Origin of the sequence: Streptomyces humidus (assembly GCF_014649655.1) — a bacterium.
GTDB classification, from domain to species: Bacteria; Actinomycetota; Actinomycetes; order Streptomycetales; family Streptomycetaceae; genus Streptomyces; species Streptomyces humidus.
On sequence record NZ_BMTL01000019.1, the window covers coordinates 1 to 18,895 of the forward strand.

12 protein-coding genes are annotated in these 18,895 nt (G+C 71.2%); 3 read left to right on the forward strand and 9 right to left on the reverse strand.

From position 1 onward, the window contains the following. From IE239_RS22065 to IE239_RS22080, 4 genes are all read right to left on the reverse strand, one after another. Positions 1 to 181, reverse strand: a 181-nt coding sequence (locus IE239_RS22065) for a flavodoxin-dependent (E)-4-hydroxy-3-methylbut-2-enyl-diphosphate synthase (RefSeq protein WP_190151100.1), incomplete at its 3' end; no start/stop codon positions are given. Between the two features lie 235 nt (positions 182 to 416). After that, complete coding sequence (locus IE239_RS22070; RefSeq protein WP_190151101.1) at positions 417 to 1,721, reverse strand: M50 family metallopeptidase; 1,305 nt, start codon at positions 1,719 to 1,721, stop codon at positions 417 to 419. After that, positions 1,718 to 2,971 (reverse strand): 1-deoxy-D-xylulose-5-phosphate reductoisomerase, encoded by a 1,254-nt coding sequence (gene dxr / locus IE239_RS22075; RefSeq protein WP_190151102.1) that lies wholly within the window; start codon positions 2,969 to 2,971, stop codon positions 1,718 to 1,720. Before dxr ends, IE239_RS22070 begins: the two co-directional genes overlap by 4 nt. Before the next feature lie 95 nt (positions 2,972 to 3,066). Beyond that, the gene (locus IE239_RS22080) at positions 3,067 to 5,004 is read right to left on the reverse strand and encodes an acyl-CoA dehydrogenase family protein (protein ID WP_190151103.1); all 1,938 of its coding nucleotides are present in this window, start codon (positions 5,002 to 5,004) and stop codon (positions 3,067 to 3,069) included. A gap of 410 nt (positions 5,005 to 5,414) precedes the next feature. On the opposite strand from IE239_RS22080, the gene IE239_RS22085 reads away from it, so the two are divergent. Beyond that, on the forward strand, positions 5,415 to 6,428 hold the full coding sequence (locus tag IE239_RS22085) for a LacI family DNA-binding transcriptional regulator (RefSeq protein ID WP_190151104.1): 1,014 nt from the start codon (positions 5,415 to 5,417) through the stop codon (positions 6,426 to 6,428). Between the two features lie 96 nt (positions 6,429 to 6,524). Then, positions 6,525 to 8,567: a glycoside hydrolase family 31 protein gene (locus IE239_RS22090; RefSeq protein WP_190151105.1), complete on the forward strand. Its 2,043-nt coding sequence runs from the start codon at positions 6,525 to 6,527 to the stop codon at positions 8,565 to 8,567. 86 nt (positions 8,568 to 8,653) lie between these two features. On the opposite strand, the gene IE239_RS22095 is transcribed toward IE239_RS22090, so the two are convergent. The 5 genes from IE239_RS22095 to IE239_RS22115 all read right to left on the reverse strand — a co-directional run bounded on the left by IE239_RS22095 (position 8,654) and on the right by IE239_RS22115 (position 15,619). Next, positions 8,654 to 9,367, reverse strand: a complete 714-nt coding sequence (locus IE239_RS22095) for a glycoside hydrolase family 12 protein (protein ID WP_190151106.1) — start codon at positions 9,365 to 9,367, stop codon at positions 8,654 to 8,656. A 281-nt stretch (positions 9,368 to 9,648) separates the two neighbouring features. Then, positions 9,649 to 11,661, reverse strand: a complete 2,013-nt coding sequence (locus IE239_RS22100) for a beta-galactosidase (protein WP_190151107.1) — start codon at positions 11,659 to 11,661, stop codon at positions 9,649 to 9,651. 253 nt (positions 11,662 to 11,914) lie between these two features. Beyond that, the gene (locus IE239_RS22105) at positions 11,915 to 12,862 is read right to left on the reverse strand and encodes a carbohydrate ABC transporter permease (protein WP_190151108.1); all 948 of its coding nucleotides are present in this window, start codon (positions 12,860 to 12,862) and stop codon (positions 11,915 to 11,917) included. After that, positions 12,859 to 13,893 carry an ABC transporter permease gene (locus IE239_RS22110; RefSeq protein WP_190151109.1) on the reverse strand — a complete coding sequence of 345 codons (1,035 nt, stop codon included), beginning with the start codon at positions 13,891 to 13,893 and terminating at the stop codon, positions 12,859 to 12,861. Before IE239_RS22110 ends, IE239_RS22105 begins: the two co-directional genes overlap by 4 nt. A gap of 25 nt (positions 13,894 to 13,918) precedes the next feature. Further along, the gene (locus tag IE239_RS22115) at positions 13,919 to 15,619 is read right to left on the reverse strand and encodes an extracellular solute-binding protein (RefSeq protein ID WP_190151110.1); all 1,701 of its coding nucleotides are present in this window, start codon (positions 15,617 to 15,619) and stop codon (positions 13,919 to 13,921) included. A gap of 355 nt (positions 15,620 to 15,974) precedes the next feature. Here IE239_RS22115 and IE239_RS22120 point away from each other — a divergent pair, with 355 nt between their 5' ends. Beyond that, complete coding sequence (locus tag IE239_RS22120) at positions 15,975 to 18,809, forward strand: glycoside hydrolase family 3 C-terminal domain-containing protein (protein WP_190151111.1); 2,835 nt, start codon at positions 15,975 to 15,977, stop codon at positions 18,807 to 18,809. Positions 18,810 to 18,895 lie beyond the last annotated feature (86 nt).

An 18,895-nucleotide genomic window follows, 5' to 3' on the forward strand; every position in this document is an offset into this window, starting at 1 on the left:
TCAACTCGGCGATCTGCTGCAACGTCGCACCGATGTCCGACGTACGCGTCGTCGTCATCGACTGCACCGACACCGGCGCGTCCCCGCCGACCGCCACGGAGCCGACCTGGATCTGCCGGCTCTTGCGGCGCTCGGCGAGCTTGGTCGGAACGGACGGCATGCCGAGAGAAATCGCAGTCATCTGCTGTGCAACCCCAAGTCGTGGATCAAGGTCCAGGTCCCGTCTTCAGGCGGGTTCCAGGCTTCGAGATTACGGCACCGGGCGGGGCGGGAGCACGTCCGCACCCGGGAACCACCCGGGCGGGGCGCCCCTCGGTCGTCGAACCCCCGTGACGCGGGACGGCCCGGCACGAGGAGAGTGCCGGGCCGTCCCGGACCGCGGGCCGCGGGCCGCAGGGGGCGACGAGGAGCAGTCGCTACGAGATCTTCACCGGGTTGACCACGTCGGCGATCAGGACCAGCACGGTGAAGCAGATGAAGATGCCCGCCACCACGTACGCGACCGGCATCAGCTTCGCCACGTCGAACGGGCCCGGGTCCGGCCTGCGCAGGACCTTGGCCGTGTTGCGGCGCAGCGCCTCCCACAGGGCGCCCGCGATGTGCCCGCCGTCGAGCGGCAGCAGCGGGAGCATGTTGAACAGGAACAGGGAGAGGTTGAAGCCGGCCACGAGCATCACGGCCAGGGCGAGCTGCTGCGAGGCCGGGATGTCCAGGGTGAAGATCTCGCCGCCGACGCGGGCCGCGCCGACCACGCCCATGGGCGAGTCGGGCTCGCGGGGCGCGCCGTCGAAGGCCGCGTTCCACAGGGCCGGGATCTTGCCGGGCAGGGCGGTGAGGGAGTCGACGGCCTCGCCCACCCGGTCGGTCATCCAGGACACGGAGTCGCCGAAGTCCTGCTTGACGACGCCGGTGGCCGCGCTGAAGCCCAGGAATCCGGCCTTGACGTACTGGCCCTGGACGTACGCCCCGCTGGAGTCCTTCTTGGCGACCATATTGGTGGCGATCTTGGCGTGCAGGGTCAGTTCCTGGCCCTTGCGGTCGACGACGATGGCGACGTCCTTGCCGGCGCTGACCCGGATCAGGTCGGAGAGGGTGTCCCAGTCGTCGGTCCTCTCTCCGGCGAAGGAGACGATCCGGTCGCCCGGCTTCATGCCGGCGGCCGCGGCCGGGGAGGCCGGGTCGGACGGTTTGCACGCGTCACGGTTCTGGCTCTGCGCGATGACGCACGGGGAGACGGAGCTGACGCTGGTGGTCTGCTGGGAGATGCCGAAGCCCATCAGGACGGTGAGGAACAGCCCGATCGCGAGCACCAGGTTCATGAACGGTCCGGCGAACATCACGATGACGCGCTTCCATGGCTTGCGCGTGTAGAACATGCGCGTCTCGTCGCCCGGCTGCAGTTCCTCGTAGGCCGCCGAGCGGGCGTCCTCGATCATGCCGCGCCAGGGCGAGGTGGAGCGGGCCGTGATCCGGCCGTCGTCGCCCGGCGGGAACATGCCGATCATGCGGATGTAGCCGCCCAGCGGGATCGCTTTGACCCCGTACTCGGTGTCGCCCTTCTTGCGCGAGAAGACGGTCGGGCCGAAGCCGACCATGTACTGCGGGACCCGGATGCCGAAGAGCTTGGCCGTGGACAGGTGCCCCAGCTCGTGCCAGGCGATCGAGAACAGCAGCCCCGCCGCGAAGACGACTATGCCGAGGATCATCATCAGGGCTGTCATGCACGCGCCTCCGCGGTAGCCGTCAGTTCTTGGGCCCGGGCCCGTGCCCAGGTCTCCGCTTCGAGGACGTCCGACACGGTCAGTGAAGTTCCCGTCACCGGCGTGCCGTGCTCGTGCACGACCCGGGTGACGGTCTCCATGATGCCGTTGAACGACAGCGCGCCCCTGCGGAACGCCTCCACGCACTCCTCGTTCGCGGCATTGAACACCGCGGGGGCCGTGCCCGCGAGCTCGCCCACGTGCCGGGCGAGGCCCACCGAGGGGAAGGCCTCGTCGTCGAGGGGGTGGAACTCCCAGGTCGACGCGGTGCTCCAGTCGAAGGCGGGGGCGGCGTCCGGGACGCGCCCGGGCCAGCCGAGGCCGACGGCGATGGGCCCGCGCATGTCGGGGGGCGTCGCCTGCGCCAGTGTCGATCCGTCCGTGAACTCAACCATCGAGTGGACATACGACTGAGGGTGGACGACCACCTCAATGCGCGAGAAGGGAATGTCGTAGAGCAGGTGCGCCTCGATGACCTCCAGGCCCTTGTTGACGAGGGTCGCGGAGTTGATCGTGATCACCGGGCCCATGGACCAGGTGGGGTGGGCCAGCGCCTCCTCGACCGTCACGCCGGCCAGTTCCGCCTTCGTGCGGCCGCGGAAGGGGCCTCCGGAGGCGGTGACGACCAGCTTGCGGACGTCGGCCCGGGTGCCGGCGGCGAGGCACTGGAAGAGGGCCGCGTGCTCGGAGTCCACCGGGATGATCTGCCCCGGCTCGGCGAGCGCCTTGACCAGCGGGCCGCCGACGATGAGCGACTCCTTGTTGGCGAGCGCGAGCGTGCGGCCCGCCTCCAGGGCGGCGAGGGTGGGCGCGAGACCGATGGAGCCGGTGATGCCGTTCAGCACGGTGTGACAGTCGGAGGCGGCCAGCTCGGTGGCCGCGCCGGGGCCGGCGAGGATCTCGGGCAGCGGCTCTCCCGTGCCGTACTCGGCCGCCAGGGCCTCGCGCAGGGCGGGCACGACGTCCTCGCGGGCGACCGCGACGGTCCGTGCCCGCAGCCGGCGGGCCTGCTCGGCGAGGAGGGCGACCCGGCCGCCGTTGGCGGACAGGCCGGTCACCCGGAACCGGTCCGGGTTGCGCAGCACGAGGTCGATGGCCTGGGTCCCGATCGAACCGGTGGAACCGAGGATCACCACGTCCTTGGGGCCGTCGTCCACGACGGGGTCGTAGACGAGATGCGGATCGGCGAGGGGGGCTGGACTGTCGCTCATCCCCCCATTGTTGCCGCAACGGGGAGGCGGCAGGACAGGGCGTCCCCCGGAGGGACGCCCTGTGACCTGGCCGCCTGGCAACCGTGTTCGAAGGATCACCTGATCGGGCGGTGGACGTTTTCCCGCTCGCTGGGGCCCGGGGTCGCGTCGGCGATCCACGGAGCGTCTCCGGACAGGTCGACGACGCCCTGCTCCAGCCACTCGTAGACGCCCGCCATGACGCCCTGGACCACCTTGCGGTCCAGGTCGTCGGTGTTGTGCCACAGTCGCGTGAAGAGTTCGTCGACGCGGATGCGGGACTGCCGGCAGAACACGTCGGCGAGCTGGTAGGCCTCGCGCCCGTTCTCGCCGCGCGAGCGCAGCAGTTCGGCGCGCACACAGGCCGCGCTCATCGCGAACAGCTCCGCGCCGATGTCGACGATCCGGCCGAGGAAGCCCTGCTTGGTCTCCATCCGGCCCTGCCAGCGGGACATGGCGTAGAAGGTGGAGCGGGCGAGCTTGCGCGCGTGCCGCTCGACATGCCGCAGATGCGGCGACAGGTCGACGCCTGCGTGCTTGAACTCCCCGTACGAAGACGGCAGCTGTCCCGGCCCCGCGACCAGCTTCGGCAGCCACTTGGCGTAGAAGACACCGGCGTTCGCGCCCGCCTTCGCCTTGTCCTGGAGGGACTTGTCGGGGTCGATGAGGTCGCCGGCGACCGTGAGGTGGGCGTCGACGGCCTCACGCGCGATGAGGAGGTGCATGATCTCCGTCGAGCCCTCGAAGATCCGGTTGATCCGCAGGTCGCGCAGGACCTGTTCGGCGGGGACGGCCTTCTCGCCGCGCGCGGCGAGGGAGTCCGCGGTCTCGAAGCCGCGTCCGCCGCGGATCTGGACCAGCTCGTCGGCCATCCGCCAGCCCATCTCGGAGGCGAAGAGCTTGGCCAGCGCGCCCTCGATGCGGATGTCGTTGCGGTCCTCGTCGGCCATCTGCGAGGACAGGTCGAGGACCGCCTCCAGGGCGAAGGTGGTCGCCGCGATGAAGGAGATCTTCGCGCCGACCGCCTCGTGGTGGGCGATCGGCTTGCCCCACTGCTCACGGGCCGCCGACCACTCACGGGCGATCTTCAGAGACCACTTGCCGGCGGCCACGCAGGACGCGGGCAGGGAGAGCCGGCCCGTGTTGAGCGTGGTCAGGGCGATCTTCAGCCCGGCGCCCTCGGGGCCGACGCGGTGCGCGGCCGGGACCCGGACCCGGTGGAAGCGGGTGACGCCGTTCTCGATGCCGCGCAGGCCCATGAAGGCGTTGCGGTTCTCGACGGTGATCCCGGGCGAGTCCGCCTCGACGACGAAGGCGGTGATGCCGCCCTTGTGCCCCTCGCTCTTCGGGACCCGCGCCATCACCACCAGCAGGTCGGCGACCACGCCGTTGGTCGTCCACAGCTTCACCCCGTCGAGGACGTAGTCGTCCCCGTCCGGCACCGCGCTCGTCGCCAGCCGCGCCGGGTCGGAGCCGACGTCCGGCTCGGTGAGCAGGAAGGCGCTGATGTCGGTGGTGGCGCAGCGGGGCAGGAACTTCTGCTTCTGCTCGGGGGTGCCGAACATCTTCAGCGGCTGCGGCACGCCGATCGACTGGTGCGCCGAGAGCAGCACCCCGACGGCGGGGCTGGCCGAACCCACCAGGGCCAGGGCCTTGTTGTAGTAGACCTGGGTGAGGCCGAGGCCGCCGTACTTGGGGTCGATCTTCATGCCGAGGGCGCCGAGCTCCTTGAGCCCGCGCACGACCTCGTCGGGGATGCGGGCCTCGCGTTCGATGCGGGCCGCGTCCACCTGGGTCTCGCAGAAGTCGCGGAGCTTGGCCAGGAATGCCTCGCCGCGCCGGACGGCCTCGTCGGAGGGGACCGGGTGCGGGTGGACGAGGTCCAGGCGGAAGCGGCCCAGGAACAGTTCCTTGGCGAAGCTGGGCTTACGCCAGTCCTGCTCCCGGGCGGCCTCGGCGACCTGACGGGCCTCCTGCTCGGTGACGGTGGGTTTCTTGAGGGGTGGTGCGGACATGAGGCTCACCTCGCCGCGAATCGGGATCTCGGACCACATTGGTTACCGATGGGTGCTACCCGATCGTTGGTACCCGATCCGGGCCGAGCCGGCCACCCCACGCGCGTGCCTTCGAGCGGGCGCGAGGCGGGCGGCCGCGTCCCGGGAGCGGTGGCGCCCCGGCCCTCCACGGCGTCCTGGCGCCGGCCGCGCGGGCGCCGGCCGCGGCCGCGCGGCCTGCGCCGAACGAGTGGGGCGACTCCGCCGGCCGCTTCCCGTACTCTTCTCCACCAATCCCCCACAAGTCGCAGTCGAAGCGCTTCGACAACCTATGGACACCCACTCGCGCTAGAGCTACTGTCGAACCACCCTCACCCGCCCCTGTTCGCAATGCGCACTGTCGAAGCGCTTCACAAAACTTGGAGAGCTGGATGGTCACCCTCGCCGAGGTCGCCCAGCACGCCGGAGTCTCGGCGAGCACGGTGAGCTATGTCCTCAGTGGCAAGCGGTCCATCTCCACGACGACCAGGCAGCGCGTCGAACAGAGCATCCGCGAGCTCGGCTACCACCCGAACGCGGGCGCGCGCGCTCTGGCCAGCAGCAGGTCGAACATCATCGCGCTGATGATCCCGCTGCGCACCGACATCTACGTGCCGGTGATGATGGAGATCGCCATCGCGGTGGCCACCACGGCACGGACGCACGGGTACGACGTCCTGCTGCTCACCGGCGAGGAGGGGCCCGACGCGGTCCGCCGCGTCACCGGCAGCGGGCTCGCCGACGCGATGATCCTGATGGACGTCGAACTCGACGACGAGCGGCTGCCGCTGCTGCGCTCCACCGACCAGCCCTCCGTCCTGATCGGCCTGCCGGCCGACACCGCTGGGCTGACCTGCGTCGATCTGGATTTCGGGGCGACCGGCGCGCTGTGCGTGGAGCATCTGGCCACGCTCGGCCACCGGGACGTCGCCGTCATCGGCGAGGCCCCCGCGGTCTACGAACGGCACACCGGCTTCGCCGAGCGCACGCTCGACGGGCTGCGCCGCCGGGCGAAGGAGCTGGGCCTGCGGCTGCTGCACCGGCCGTGCGAGGGCGGGTACGACGCGATGGCCGCGACCCTGGCCCGGATCCTCGACGAACGTCCGGGCACCACCGGCTTCGTCGTGCAGAACGAGTCGGCGGTGGAGCCGCTGCTCGCGCTGCTGCGCCAGCAGGGCCGGGCCGTGCCGGAGGACGTCTCGGTGGTCGCGATCTGCCCCGACCAGGTCGCCGTCCAGGCCTCGGTGCGGCTGACCTCCGTCGCCATCCCGGCGCAGGAGATGGGCCGGCACGCGGTGGAACGCCTGGTCGCCAAGCTGGAGGGGCACGGCGGCGACGAGGTCGTGCTGATCGCGCCCGAGCTGACGGTCCGGGCGAGCACCGGACCGGCTCCCGTCGCCTCCTGAAAGACCCCCGCCGGACCGCTGCCGTGTCCTTGCCGGGGCACCGCCGTGTCTGCACTCCCAAGGAGCACTCCACTTGACCTTCACGGAGGAATCCCGATGAACCAGCCCGCCGGAAGCCGGCCTCAGGTCAGCCTCGCGCAGTCCTCCCCCACCGCCGGCACCTTCCGTGAGCAGGGCGGGGCGCTGGAGTGGAGCGGCCGCCAGGAGACCCTGCGCATCGAACCCTGGGGCCCGGACGCCGTCCGGGTGCGCGCCCGGCTCGGCGGGCCGATCCTGCCGGGCCTGCCGGGCGCGCTGCTCGACGAGCCGCCGGCCGCCGAGGCCACCGTCAAGACCGGCGTCGACGAGGCGCGGCTGACGGTCGGCGCGCTCACCGTGGAGGTGAACGCCGAGGGCCTGATCCGCTTTCTGCGCACGGACGACCGCACGGAGATCCTGGCCGAGGAGCGCGCCCACTTCTGGTGGCCGGGCTCGCGTCTGTACACGGCGGTCGGCCACGGCCATCACCGCCTGGAGCAGCGGTTCGCCGCGTACGAGGACGAGAAGCTGTACGGGCTGGGCCAGCACCAGCACGGGCGGCTCGACCAGAAGGGCCTGGTCCTCGACCTGGTCCAGCGCAACGCCGAGGTGGGCATCCCGGTGCTCACCTCCAGCCGCGGCTACACCCTGCTGTGGAACAACCCCGCGATCGGCCGGGTGGAGCTGGCCGGCAACGGCACCCGCTGGGTCGCGGACTCGGCCCGTCAGATCGACTACTGGATCACGGCCGGCTCCCCGGCCGACGCCCAGCGCCGCTACAGCGCGGTCACCGGCCGCACCCCGATGCTGCCGGAGTGGGCGGCCGGGTTCTGGCAGTGCAAGCTGCGCTACCGCACCCAGGACGAACTCCTCGACGTGGCACGGGAGTACAAGCGCCGGGGCCTGCCGCTGGACGCGATCGTCTGCGACTTCTTCCACTGGACGCACCTCGGCGAGTGGAAGTTCGACCCGAGCGAGTGGCCCGACCCGGCGGCGATGGTCCGCGAACTCGACGAGCTGGGCGTGAAGCTGGTGGTGTCGGTCTGGCCGTCGGTGTCCCCGCTGTCGGAGAACCATCCGGTGATGGAGCAGCGCGGATACTTCATCGGCACCGAGTACGGCCCGACGGCCCACGCCGACTGGCCGGACAAGGGGGTCGCCTCGACGGTCCAGGTGGCGTTCTACGACGCGACGAACCCCGAGGCCCGGGAATTCCTGTGGTCGAGGATCCGCGACAACTACCTGACCCCGTACGGCATCACGGCGTTCTGGCTGGACGCCTGCGAGCCCGAGCTGAAGCCCGGGTTCCAGGAGAACCTGCGGTACTGGGCGGGTCCGGGGCTGGAGGTCGGCAACATCTACCCGGCCGAGAACGCCCGCACCTTCCACGAGGGTCTGCGCGCGGCCGGCGAGGAGGAGATCGTCAGCCTGAACCGTTCGGCGTGGGCGGGCAGCCAGCGTTACGGCGCCGCCCTGTGGTCCGGTGACATCGGCACCGACTTCCCCACCCTGCGCCGGCAGATCGCGGCCGGCCTGAACACCGCGCTGTCGGGCATCCCGTGGTGGAACACCGACATCGGCGGCTTCCACGGCGGCGACCCGGACGACCCGCGGTACCGGGAGGTGATGGTCCGCTGGTTCCAGTTCGGCGCGCTGTCCCCGCTGATGCGTCTGCACGGCTTCCGCGACCCCGGGATGCCGCTGGGCCCGGACATGACGGGCGGCCCGAACGAGGTGTGGTCGTACGGCGAGGAGGCCGGGGCGGTCCTGGAGAAGTACCTGCGGCTGCGCGAGCGGCTCAAGCCGTACGTCCTGCGGGTGATGCGGGAGGCGCACGAGGAGGGCCTGCCGCCCATGCGGCCGCTGTTCCTGGAGTTTCCCGACGACCGGGCGGCCTGGTCGGTGGACGACTCCTACCTCTTCGGCCGGGACCTGCTCGTCGCCCCGGTGCTGACGGCGGGCGCCACGGCCCGCACGGCGTACCTGCCGGCGGGGGCGCGCTGGACCGACGCGTGGACGGGCGAGGTGTACGAGGGGGGTGCGGCCGTGACGGTCGACGCGCCGCTGGACCGGCTCCCGCTGTTCCTGCGCGACGGGGCGCGGCTGCCGGTGGCGGAGTAGCCTTCGCCCGGCGCGGGGCGAGGGCGGCGCGGGCGGGGCGATCGTACGCATGCGGTCGTCCCGCCCGACGCCACCCTCTGATCAGGTCAACTGCTGCTGACGGTGAGGTTGTTGGTGGTGAAGTTCAGGCCACCGGACGACGAGGTGATCTCGTAGCCGAACTGGAGGTCTCCGATGGTCTCGTTGCCGAACCATCCCTTGGTGTCCTTGATCCACTTGAGGATCGGCAGGATGTTCACCGTGCCGGAGGACGAGTTGGAGGTGCGGATGAAGGAGAACACCTCGTTGGCGCCGTTGTTGCCCTTGTAGACGGTCCAGGAGTGACCGCCGAGCGTGACGTTGCCCTGCGCGGAGCCGAGGGGGCCGACGGGTCCGGTCTTGTTGACCCAGAGCATGATCTCGTAGCGGTGCGCCGTGTCCCAGATGTCGTACGAGGTGTTGTACGCGCCGGACGACGGGACGGTGACGTTGTAGCTGCTGGAGAGCGAGCCGAGGGAGGTGATCGACTTGTTGATCACCTTCTTGGAGTCGGGGTACGACTTGATGCCGCCGGTGTTCGGGTGGTTGGCCCAGACGCCCCAGTTGGTGCCGGAGTTGGCCCAGACGCACTGGCTGCCGGCGCCGGAGCCCCAGATGTTGTTGTAGAGCGTGTAGCCGTTGAGGGTGGTGTTGCCCCACTGGTCGCAGGAGTTCCAGACGGCGGCCGAGGCGGGGGCGGAGGCGAGGCCGACGGTGGCGCCGAGCGCGAGGGCCGGGGCCAGCGTCGCCATGATGATCCTGCGGAGCGTGCGCGTTGCCATGGTGTCCCTTCCATGGGTGGGGGGAGATGCGGGATACGCGGTTTTTCCTGGGCTTCACCACGTCCCCGGGGTGAGGACGTGGTCTCCTCCGGAGGCCAGGCCGAGCGGCCGGGCGTCACCGGAGGAAGTCCGGACTTCTCTGCGGAGGCCGCGGTGCGGCCTGAGGACGGCCCGGACGCCCGGACGCGCGGGGTGCGCTGGGCCGGGATCCGCAGGCGCGGGATGCGCGGAGGTGAGGCGCGGACGCGCGGGGGCGGGGTGCGGGTGCGCGGAGGCGTCGGTCATGGGCGCAGCACCGCCGCCCCGTAGCGGCCCAGCGTGATCTCGTCGGTGACGGTCGTCCCGGTGAGCAGGTCGTGGTGGGCGCCGGGCAGCTCGACGGTCACCGGTTCGCGGCCGTGGTGGAGCAGGAACAGCAGGTCTCCCCGGCGCACGGCCTCCACACCGGGCGGGAGGCCCTCGAGGACGGGCCGCACGCCCGCGCCGGCGGCGACGCGCGCGAGCAGGTCCCGCAGAGCGTCCGGCTCGGGGAGGGTGGAGACGTACCAGGCGCGGTCCTTGTGCAGGACGGCGGGCAGCCGGTCGAGCTCCCCGCCCTTGTAGGCGCTGTCCACCGCGTCCTCGTCGGCTTCGAGCTCCTCCGACCACAGGGTCGCGTCGAACCCGTCGGTCGCGGCCGTCTCCCCCGGCTCCAGCGGCCACCACTCGTGCAGGGTGCGGATGCCGAACAGCTCGCGCAGCCGGGCGTCCATGCCGCCCGGCCGGATGCGGTCGTCCTCGTCGGCCACGCCGGTCAGGAAGCCGGCCACCAGGGCTCCGCCGCCGCGGACATGGGCGACCAGGTTGTCGATCGCCGCGTCCGTCATCGCGTAGAGCTGCGGGACGACGATCAGCCGGTAGCGGGTGAGGTCGTGTTCGGGGTGAGCGAAGTCGGTGGCGAGACCGGCCTCCCACAGGGCCCGGTGCCAGGCGTGCAGGATGTCCGCGTGGTCGACGTGGGCGGAGGGGCGGCCGTCCTGGGCGGCGGCCCACCAGGCATGCCAGTCGTGCAGGATCGCGACGTCCGCGTTGATGTGACTGCCCGTCACTTCTGCTCCGATGCGCGCCAGTTCGTTTCCGAGCTGTTTCACCTCCTGGAAGGTGCGGCCGTGCTCCCCCGCGTGGCCGACCATCCCGGAGTGGAACTTCTCGGCGCCCTGCCGGGACTGCCGCCACTGGAAGTAGCAGACGGCGTCCGCGCCTCGGGCCACGGCCTGCAGGGACCACAGCCGGTTGAGTCCGCGCGGTTTGGGATGGTTCACCCCGCGCCAGTTGACGGGCCCCGCCGCCTGCTCCATCAGCATCCAGGGGCCGCGGGCCTGGGAGCGGGTCAGGTCCTGGACCAGCGCGGCGTGCTGGGGTCCCAGCGGGTCGCGCGGGTCCGGGTAGAGGTCGACGGAGACGACGTCCTCCTCCTCGGCCCAGCGCCAGGCGTCCTGGCCGGCGAACATCGGCATGAAGTTGGTGGTGACCGGGATGTGCGGCGTGTGCCGGGCGACGATGTCCCGCTCGGCGAGGAAGCACTCCAGGAGCATGTCGGAGGTGAAGCGCCGGAAGTCCAGCACCTGGGCGGGGTTCTTCAGGTAGTGGGTGCGGCGGGCGGGGAGGATGCCTTCCCAGCTGTCGTAGCCCTGGCTCCAGAAGGCCGTGCCCCAGGCGGTGTTGAGGGCGTCGAGCGTGCCGTACCTGTCGCGCAGCCAGCGGCGGAAGGCGACGGCCGCCTCGTCGCCGTGGTCGGCGGTGCAGTACTCGTTGTTGATGTGCCACATCGTGAGGGCGGGGTGGCCGGCGTAGCGGGCGGCCAGGTCCTCGGTGATGGCCGCGGCGAGGCGCCGGTAGGTGGCGCTGGAGTGCGAGAAGTGCTGGCGGCCGCCCCACCACTCGACGTCTCCGTTCTCGTCCCGGGGGAGGGTGTCGGGGTGGATCCGGCCCAGCCAGGGGGGCGGGGCGGAGGTCGGGGTGGCGAGCACGACCCCGATGCCGCCCGCGTGCATCAGGTCCATCAGCGTGTCGAGCCAGCCGAACTCCCTTGCTCCGGGCTCGGGTTCGAGGCGGGCCCAGGAGAAGACGCCGAGGGTGACGGAGTTGACGCCGGCCTCCCGCATGAGCCGGACGTCCTCGTGCCAGGTCTCCTCGGGCCACTGCTCGGGGTTGTAGTCGCCGCCGAAGAGGATGCGGCCGCGGGTGACGTCGGCGAGGCGGGGGCGGTCGGCGGCCGCGGTGCCGGCGAGGACGGTACGGCGGGACGCGTGCATGGGGGTACCTCGGGGGTGAGTCGGGGACATGAGCTGCTGAGAGGGCGGGACACTCGCCCGCGCCCGCGGGACACTCGTCCGCACCGTCGGGGCGCCGCCGCGGAGGCGCGGGCGGCCGATGCGGCGCGCAGAGGGGGCGACTCCCCGCGGAAGGCCAGGCCGTGTCGGCTCGGTTCCGCGGCGGGGCGGCCACCTCGGGCCGGGAACGGCCCGCGGCCGGTCCGGCGCCCGACGGCGCCGCCGGGCCCGGACGTCACCCCTTCACGGCTCCCGTCAGCATCCCCTTCTTGAAGTGCTTCTGGACGAACGGCGAGAGCACGGCGACCGGCAGCAGGGCCATCACCATCACCGCCATCTGAACGGCCAGCCCGGACAGCTGACCGGTCTTGATGGCCTGGCCCAGGCCGACCGGCGCCTCCTGCTTCTGCACCAGCTGGATCATCACGTTCTGCAGCGGCATCATGTCCTGGTCGTTCAGGTAGAGCGAGGCGTTGAACCACGCGCTCCAGTACCCGACGGCGTAGAACAGGGTGATCACCGCGAGGACCGCGCGCGACAGGGGCATGACGATCTGCCACAGGATCCGGAAGTCACCGGCCCCGTCGATGCGGGCGCTGTCGGTGAGTTCCTGCGAGATGCCCATGAAGAAGCCGCGCAGGACGAGGATGTTGAAGACGCTGATCGCGCTCGGCAGGATCAGCGCGAGATAACTGTCCGTCAGGCCGAGCGACTGCACGAGCAGGTACGTCGGGATGAGACCGGCACTGAAGAACATCGTCGCGAGCAGGGCCAGCAGCAGCCAGCGGTGGCCCAGCGACCCCGTGCGGGACAGTCCGTAGGCGCACAGCACCGACACCGCCATCGAGAACAGCGTGCCGACCAGGGTGATCAGGACGCTGATCACCGCCGCCCGGGTCACCTGCCCGCCGCTCAGCAGCTCCTCGTAGGCGACGAAGGTGATGCCCTTGGGGATCATCACCAGGCCGCCCGCCTCGTCGATCGTCCGGCGGGAGGAGAGGCTGGTGACGACCACGATCCAGATGGGGAAGAGGATCCCCAGGCAGGCCAGCGCCAGGACGAGGCTCTTGCCCGCGAGGCCCGCCCTGCCGGGCTCCTCCTCCCAGGCCGGCCGGGGCGGGGCGGACCACGGGCCGCTCGTGCCCGCCGGTCTCCGCGCGGGCTTCTCCAGTGTCGTGCTCACTTCTTGTACACCCCCTGCTCGCCCATGAGATGGGCCACCTTGTTCGCGGCGAGGACCAGCCCGAGGCTGACGACGCCCTTGACCAGGCCGGCGGCGGCCGCGTAGCCGAAGTCCTGGTTGCGCACACCGTTCCACCAGACGAACGTGTCGAGGACCTCGGACGCGCCCGGCCCCACCGCGTCGCGCTGCAGCAGGATCTGTTCGAACCCGACCGTCAGCGCGTCGCCGACCCGCAGCACCAGCAGCAGGGCGATCACCGGGCGCAGGGCCGGGAGCGTCACGTGCCACATGCGGCGCCAGCGGCCGGCGCCGTCCATCGCCGCGGCCTCGTACAGGTCGGTCGGGACGGAGGCCAGGGCCGCGAGGAAGACGATGATCCCCCACCCCGCGTCCTTCCACACGCTCTCCGCAGTGATCAGGAACTTGAAGGTGCCGGGGTCGGTCATGATGTCGAGACCGTCGTAGCCGTGCTGCCGCAGCAGCTGGGAGAGCAGGCCCGCGCCGCCGAACAGCTGCTGGAAGACGGCGATGACCAGGACCCAGGAGAAGAAGTGCGGCAGATAGAGGATCGCCTGCGACAGCGCCCGCACCTTCGGCCTGACCACGCTGTTGATGAGCAGCGCGAGCACGATCGGGATGGGGAAGTACAGCACCAGCTGAAGGCTGAACAGCACCAGGGTGTTGCGGACCGCGTCCCAGAACGCCGAGTCCGCGAAGATCCGCTGGAAGTTGTCGAAGCCGACCCAGGGGCTGTGCAGGATCGAGACGATCCCGTTGTCGCTGACGTAGGGGTCGTAGTCCTGGAAGGCGACGACGTTGCCGAGGATCGGCACGTAGCTGAAGACCAGGACGAGGAGGACGGCCGGCAGGGTCATCAGGAGCAGGACCCGGTCGCGTCTGAAGCGCAGGCGCAGGCTCAGTCTTCCCGAGGGCGGTTTTCGCCGGGCGCCCTCCGCGCCGCCGGGCGCCGCCGGTGTGTTCGCCGTCTCGTCCGCCTCGGCGTCGCTCCGAGGCACCGTGCTGTGGGCCACGGCGTTCTCCTTGCCTCGCCGCCGGTCAGCTCGCCGCCGTGCCGTTGTCGTCGAGCAGCTTGCGGTACCAGTCGCGCAGCTTGTCGCCGCCCTTGCTCTTCCAGTCGGAGACCGCCTGCTGCATGTCGCTGATCTTCTTGCGGCCCCGGGTGATGTCGTCCTCGAGCTGCTCGAAGCCGTCGGAGAGGTTGGTGTACCGGGCCGGCTCGGTGATCTGCATGCCGTAGAAGGAGGACTTCCTGGTGAAGGAGCCCGCGCGCTGCTGCCACTCCACCTGTGCCTTGGCGACGGCGGGGAAGTCGGGGTGCGCGATGGTGGCGGCCGGGCTCGCGACCATGACGTACGCGTTCGACACCTCGTTGTTGCCCTTGTCGGTCTTGACCGGGACGCCGTCCTTGACCGTGTAGTGGGTGCCCTCCACACCGTAGTTGGTCATCATGTACTCCTTGGTGCCGTACGGAGCGGCGGTGACGTTGGCGACGGCCAGCACGTCACGGATGACCGACTCGGACGCCTTCTTGTTGACGAAGGCGAAGATGCCGGCGGGCTGTTCGGCCCACAGATGCGGGTCGCCGCCGTCGTGCGCAAAGACGTCCATGCCCCAGACCTTGAACTCGGGGTTCTGGGTGGCCTGTTCGGCGGTGCGGCCCCACCACTGGCTGATGTTGTTGGCGTAGATCAGGAACTCGCCGGCGGCGAACTTGGGGCCGGGGTCGGGGGCCGTCTTGCCCAGCTTGGCGTCGGGGTGCACGACGCCGGCGGCGAAGAGCTTGCGGGTCCACTCCAGCGCTTCCAGGTACTCGTCGGTCTCGACGCGGTTGACGAGCTTGCCGTCGACGAGGTTCCAGCCGAGGGGCTTCTCGCTGCCCGAGAAGACCCCGAACATCTGCCAGGCGGTCCACTTCATGTCCAGGCAGGCCCACCGCTTGGCCTTGGCGTCGGTGATCTCCTTGGCCAGCGCCATGAACTCGTCGGCGGAGCGCGGGACCGTGTACCCCTGCTTGTCGAAGATGTCCTTGCGGTACAGGGGCACGATGCCGGTGACGTACGGGGAGGGCTGCGGCAGGCCGAGCAGCCTGCCACCGAAGATCGAGCGCTGCCAGGCGTCGGTGGGGATCGCGGCGAGGTTCGGGTACTCCTTCACGGCGTCGCCGGAGAGGTAGGGGCCGAGGTCGGCGAACTTGCTGATGATCGCGCTGGGTATCCGGCCGGTCATGTTCCAGCCGGGGACGACCACCACGTCCGGGACGTCGCTGGAGGCGAGGACCGCGCCGAGCTTCTGGTCGTAGGTGTTGCCGTCCTGGTTCTGCCAGACGACGTCGACGCCGATGAGGGAGTTCATCCCCCGGTAGTAGGCGTTGTCGGCCTTGGGCGGCGACCCCCAGAACGGCGACATGACGGTGACCTTGCCGCCCTTGCCGAGCGCCTTGGGCACCGAGGTCTTGAGCGCGGCGAGATCGAGCTTGCCGGTGAAGCCCATCGCCGAGCCGTTCTTGGCCGGGATGTCCGGCGCCACCACGTTGCTCGCCATGTACGCCGGGAGGATCTTCTTCGCGTCCTTGCCCGACGTGGTGCCTTCGCGCGAGCCGCTGTCCGAGCCGCCGCATGCGGCCAGCAACGGCATCCCTCCCGCCGCCGCTGCGGTGGCGACCGCCGTGGAGGCGAGGAAGCTTCTCCGGCTGGGCCCGGAAGGACCTGAGGTGGGGGAAGCGGCGTTCGGCGTCATTGCGTCAACCCTTCGTGGCGCACCAGGACACCCGGCGGTGGCCGTCGGCTGCGGTGTCTCGAGTGGAACTGGCTGAGCTGAAGCGACAGGTTCGACCGGCGACGTCCGACGACGCCCAACAGCGCCCAACGGCGTCGAACTCAGTCGAAGCGCTTCGATGTTGCTGCGAGGTTAAGTGAACGTCCGGGGGTGCACAAGGGTCGCTCCCAAGATTCCTCCGAGGCGCGCGGGGTGACATGCGGGTAGGGCCCGCTTGAAATCAGCGTGAGGTTCTCTTGACATCCGTCCTCTCGCCGAATGAGCATCGAAGCGCTTCGAAAGAGTCTTCCCGGTCCACCGCAAAGGGATCCTCACCGTGACCGCACACCCGCCGCCCACGCCGCCCTTCCGCGATCCGCAGCTGCCGTTCGCGAAGCGCATCGACGACCTGCTGTCACGTCTGACCCCACAGGAGAAGGTCTCCTTCCTGCACCAGTTCGTACCCGCCGTCGAGCGGCTCGGCATCGCCGCGTTCCGCACCGGGCAGGAAGCGCTGCACGGTGTCGCGTGGATGGGCCCGGCGACGGTGTTCCCGCAGGCCGTGGGTCTCGCCGCGACCTGGGACACCGACCTGGTGCGCCGTGTCGGCGAGGCGGTGTCCAAGGAGGTCCGGGCGATGCGCGCCCGGGACGACCGCGTCGGCCTCAACGTCTGGTCGCCCACCGTCAACCTGCTGCGCCACCCCCTGTGGGGCCGCAACGAGGAGGGCTACTCCGAGGACCCGAAGCTCACCTCGGCCGTCGCCACCGCCTACACGCTCGGGCTGCGCGGCGATCACCCCACGTACTGGCGCACGGCCCCGGTCCTCAAGCACTGGCTGGCCCACAACAACGAGACCGGCCGGGACGTCACGTCGTCGTCGGTCCGCCCGCGCGTGCTGCACGAGTACGACCTGCGTGCCTTCCGCGAGACCGTGCAGGCGGGCGGGGTGGCCGGGGTGATGCCCGCGTACAACCTGGTCAACGGCCGCCCCAACCATGTCTCGCCGTATCTGCGCGAGCACCTGCGCACCTGGACCGGCGACGAGCTGCTGGTCTGCTCGGACGCGGGCGCGCCCTCCAACCTGGTGGACTCCGAGCACTACTTCGACACCCACGAGGAGGCGACGGCGGCGGCGCTGACAGCCGGCGTGGACAGCTTCACCGACCACGGCAGCGACGGCGGGACGATCACGGCCCGGGTCACCGGCGCCCTGGAGCAAGGCCTGCTGACGGAGGCGGACGTGGACACGGCGGTCCGCCGCCAGCTGTCGGTCCGGTTCCGCCTGGGCGAGTTCGACCCGCACCTCGACCCGCACGCGGGCACCGGCGCGTTCGACACCCCGGCCCACCGGGCGCTCGCCCGGGAGGCCGCCGAGCGGGCGGTCGTCCTGCTGCGCAACGACGGCGTGCTGCCGCTGGCCGACGGTACCCGGATCGCGGTGGTCGGCCTGCTCGCCGACGAGTGCAAGCTCGACTGGTACAGCGGCACGCTGATGCATCGCTCCACTCCGCTGGAGGGGCTGTACGAGCGGTTCGGCGCCGAGCGGGTCGGGTTCGCCGAGGGCGTGGACCGGGTGCGGCTGCGGACCTCCGCCGGAACGTTCCTGAAGGTCCCCGACGCTCCCGGGGCGGCGGCCGGGGCGCGCGGCGCCGAGGGCGCCCTCGACCCGGCGCTCCTCACCGGCCGCACGGACCTGCCGCCGCTGACCACGGACCCCGTCGGCACGGAGTTCGCGCTCGCCGACTGGGGCGAGGGGGTGCTCACGCTGCGCGCCCCCGACGGCTGCTATCTGTCGGTGGCCGAGGACGGGCGGCTGCGCGCCTCCGCCGACCAGCCCGGCGGCTGGATCGTGCAGGAGACGTTCCGCCTCGAACCACATGGAAAAGGTCACCTCCTGCTGCACGTGGGCACGGGTCGCCACGTCTGTGTCGCCGCCGACGGCGTGCAGGTTGCCGAGGCGGATCCCGAGGTCTTCGAGCTGGTCGTCGTCGAGCGGGGCGAGGACGCGGTGAGCCGGGCGGCCGCCGGGGCCGACGTGGTCGTGGTGGTGGCGGGCAACGACCCGCACATCAACGGCCGCGAGACCGAGGACCGCACGACGCTGCGGCTGCCGGCCCACCAGGAGCGGCTGCTGGCGGCCGCCCGGGCGGCGAACCCCCGCACGGTGCTGGCCCTGGTGTCGGCGTACCCCTACGCCTTCGAGCCGGGGCCGCTGTCCGCGGCGCTGTGGACCGCGCACGGCGGCCAGGCCGCGGGCGCCGCCCTGGCGCGGGTCCTGGCCGGCGACGTCTCCCCCGCCGGCCGCCTGCCCCAGACCTGGTACGCCGACGACGCCGACCTGCCCGACCTGCTCGACTACGACGTGATCGGGGCCCGGCAGACGTACCTCTACTTCGAGGGCGACCCGCTCTTCCCGTTCGGACACGGCCTGTCGTACACGTCGTTCTCCTACGACGGCCTGGCGCTGCGCGTCGAGGGCGGCTCGGTGCACGTGACGTTCACGGTCGCCAACACCGGTGCGACGACAGCCGACGAGGTCGCCCAGCTCTACGCCCGCGCCGTGGAGCCCTCGGTGGTCCGGCCGCGCCGCGAGCTGCTCGGTCACCGCCGGGTGCGGCTCGCGCCCGGCGAGAGGACCGAGCTGTCCTTCGAGGTCCCGCTGTCCGCGTTCGCGTTCTGGGACGTGGCCCACGACCGGTGGCGGCTGGAGTCCGGCCCCTACGACCTCCTGGTCGGCGCGTCCAGCGCGGACGTCCGGCTGCGCGGGACCGTCACCCTCGACGGCGAGCCGTCCGGCCCGCGCGAGGTCCTGGACGGCGGTCTGGCGGCCGTCGCCTTCGACGAGCAGAGCGGCTGCGAGATCGTCGACCGCACGAAGACGTCCGGCGACGCGGTGACGCCGGGCGCGGGCGGGACGGGCGAACTTCTCTACCGCGCCTGCGACTTCCGGTCCGGCACGACCGGCGTCACGGTCACGGTGGCCGGGCAGGGCACCGTCGAGGTCACGCCGGACGGCGGCGCGCCGGTCGTGCTCACCCTGGGCACACCCACGGCGGGCCCCTACGACTACGTCCGCGTCGAGGCCGCCTTCACCGCCGACGGCGTGCGCGACCTGCGCATCGGACTGCGCGGCCCACTGCGGCTCGCGCACGTCGGCTTCTCCGGCTGAGGGTCCGCGGGAGCCGACGCGAAGCGGCCCGGCACCGGAAGGCATCGGTGCCGGGCCGCTTCGGGCAAGCTATACGAAAACGGTTC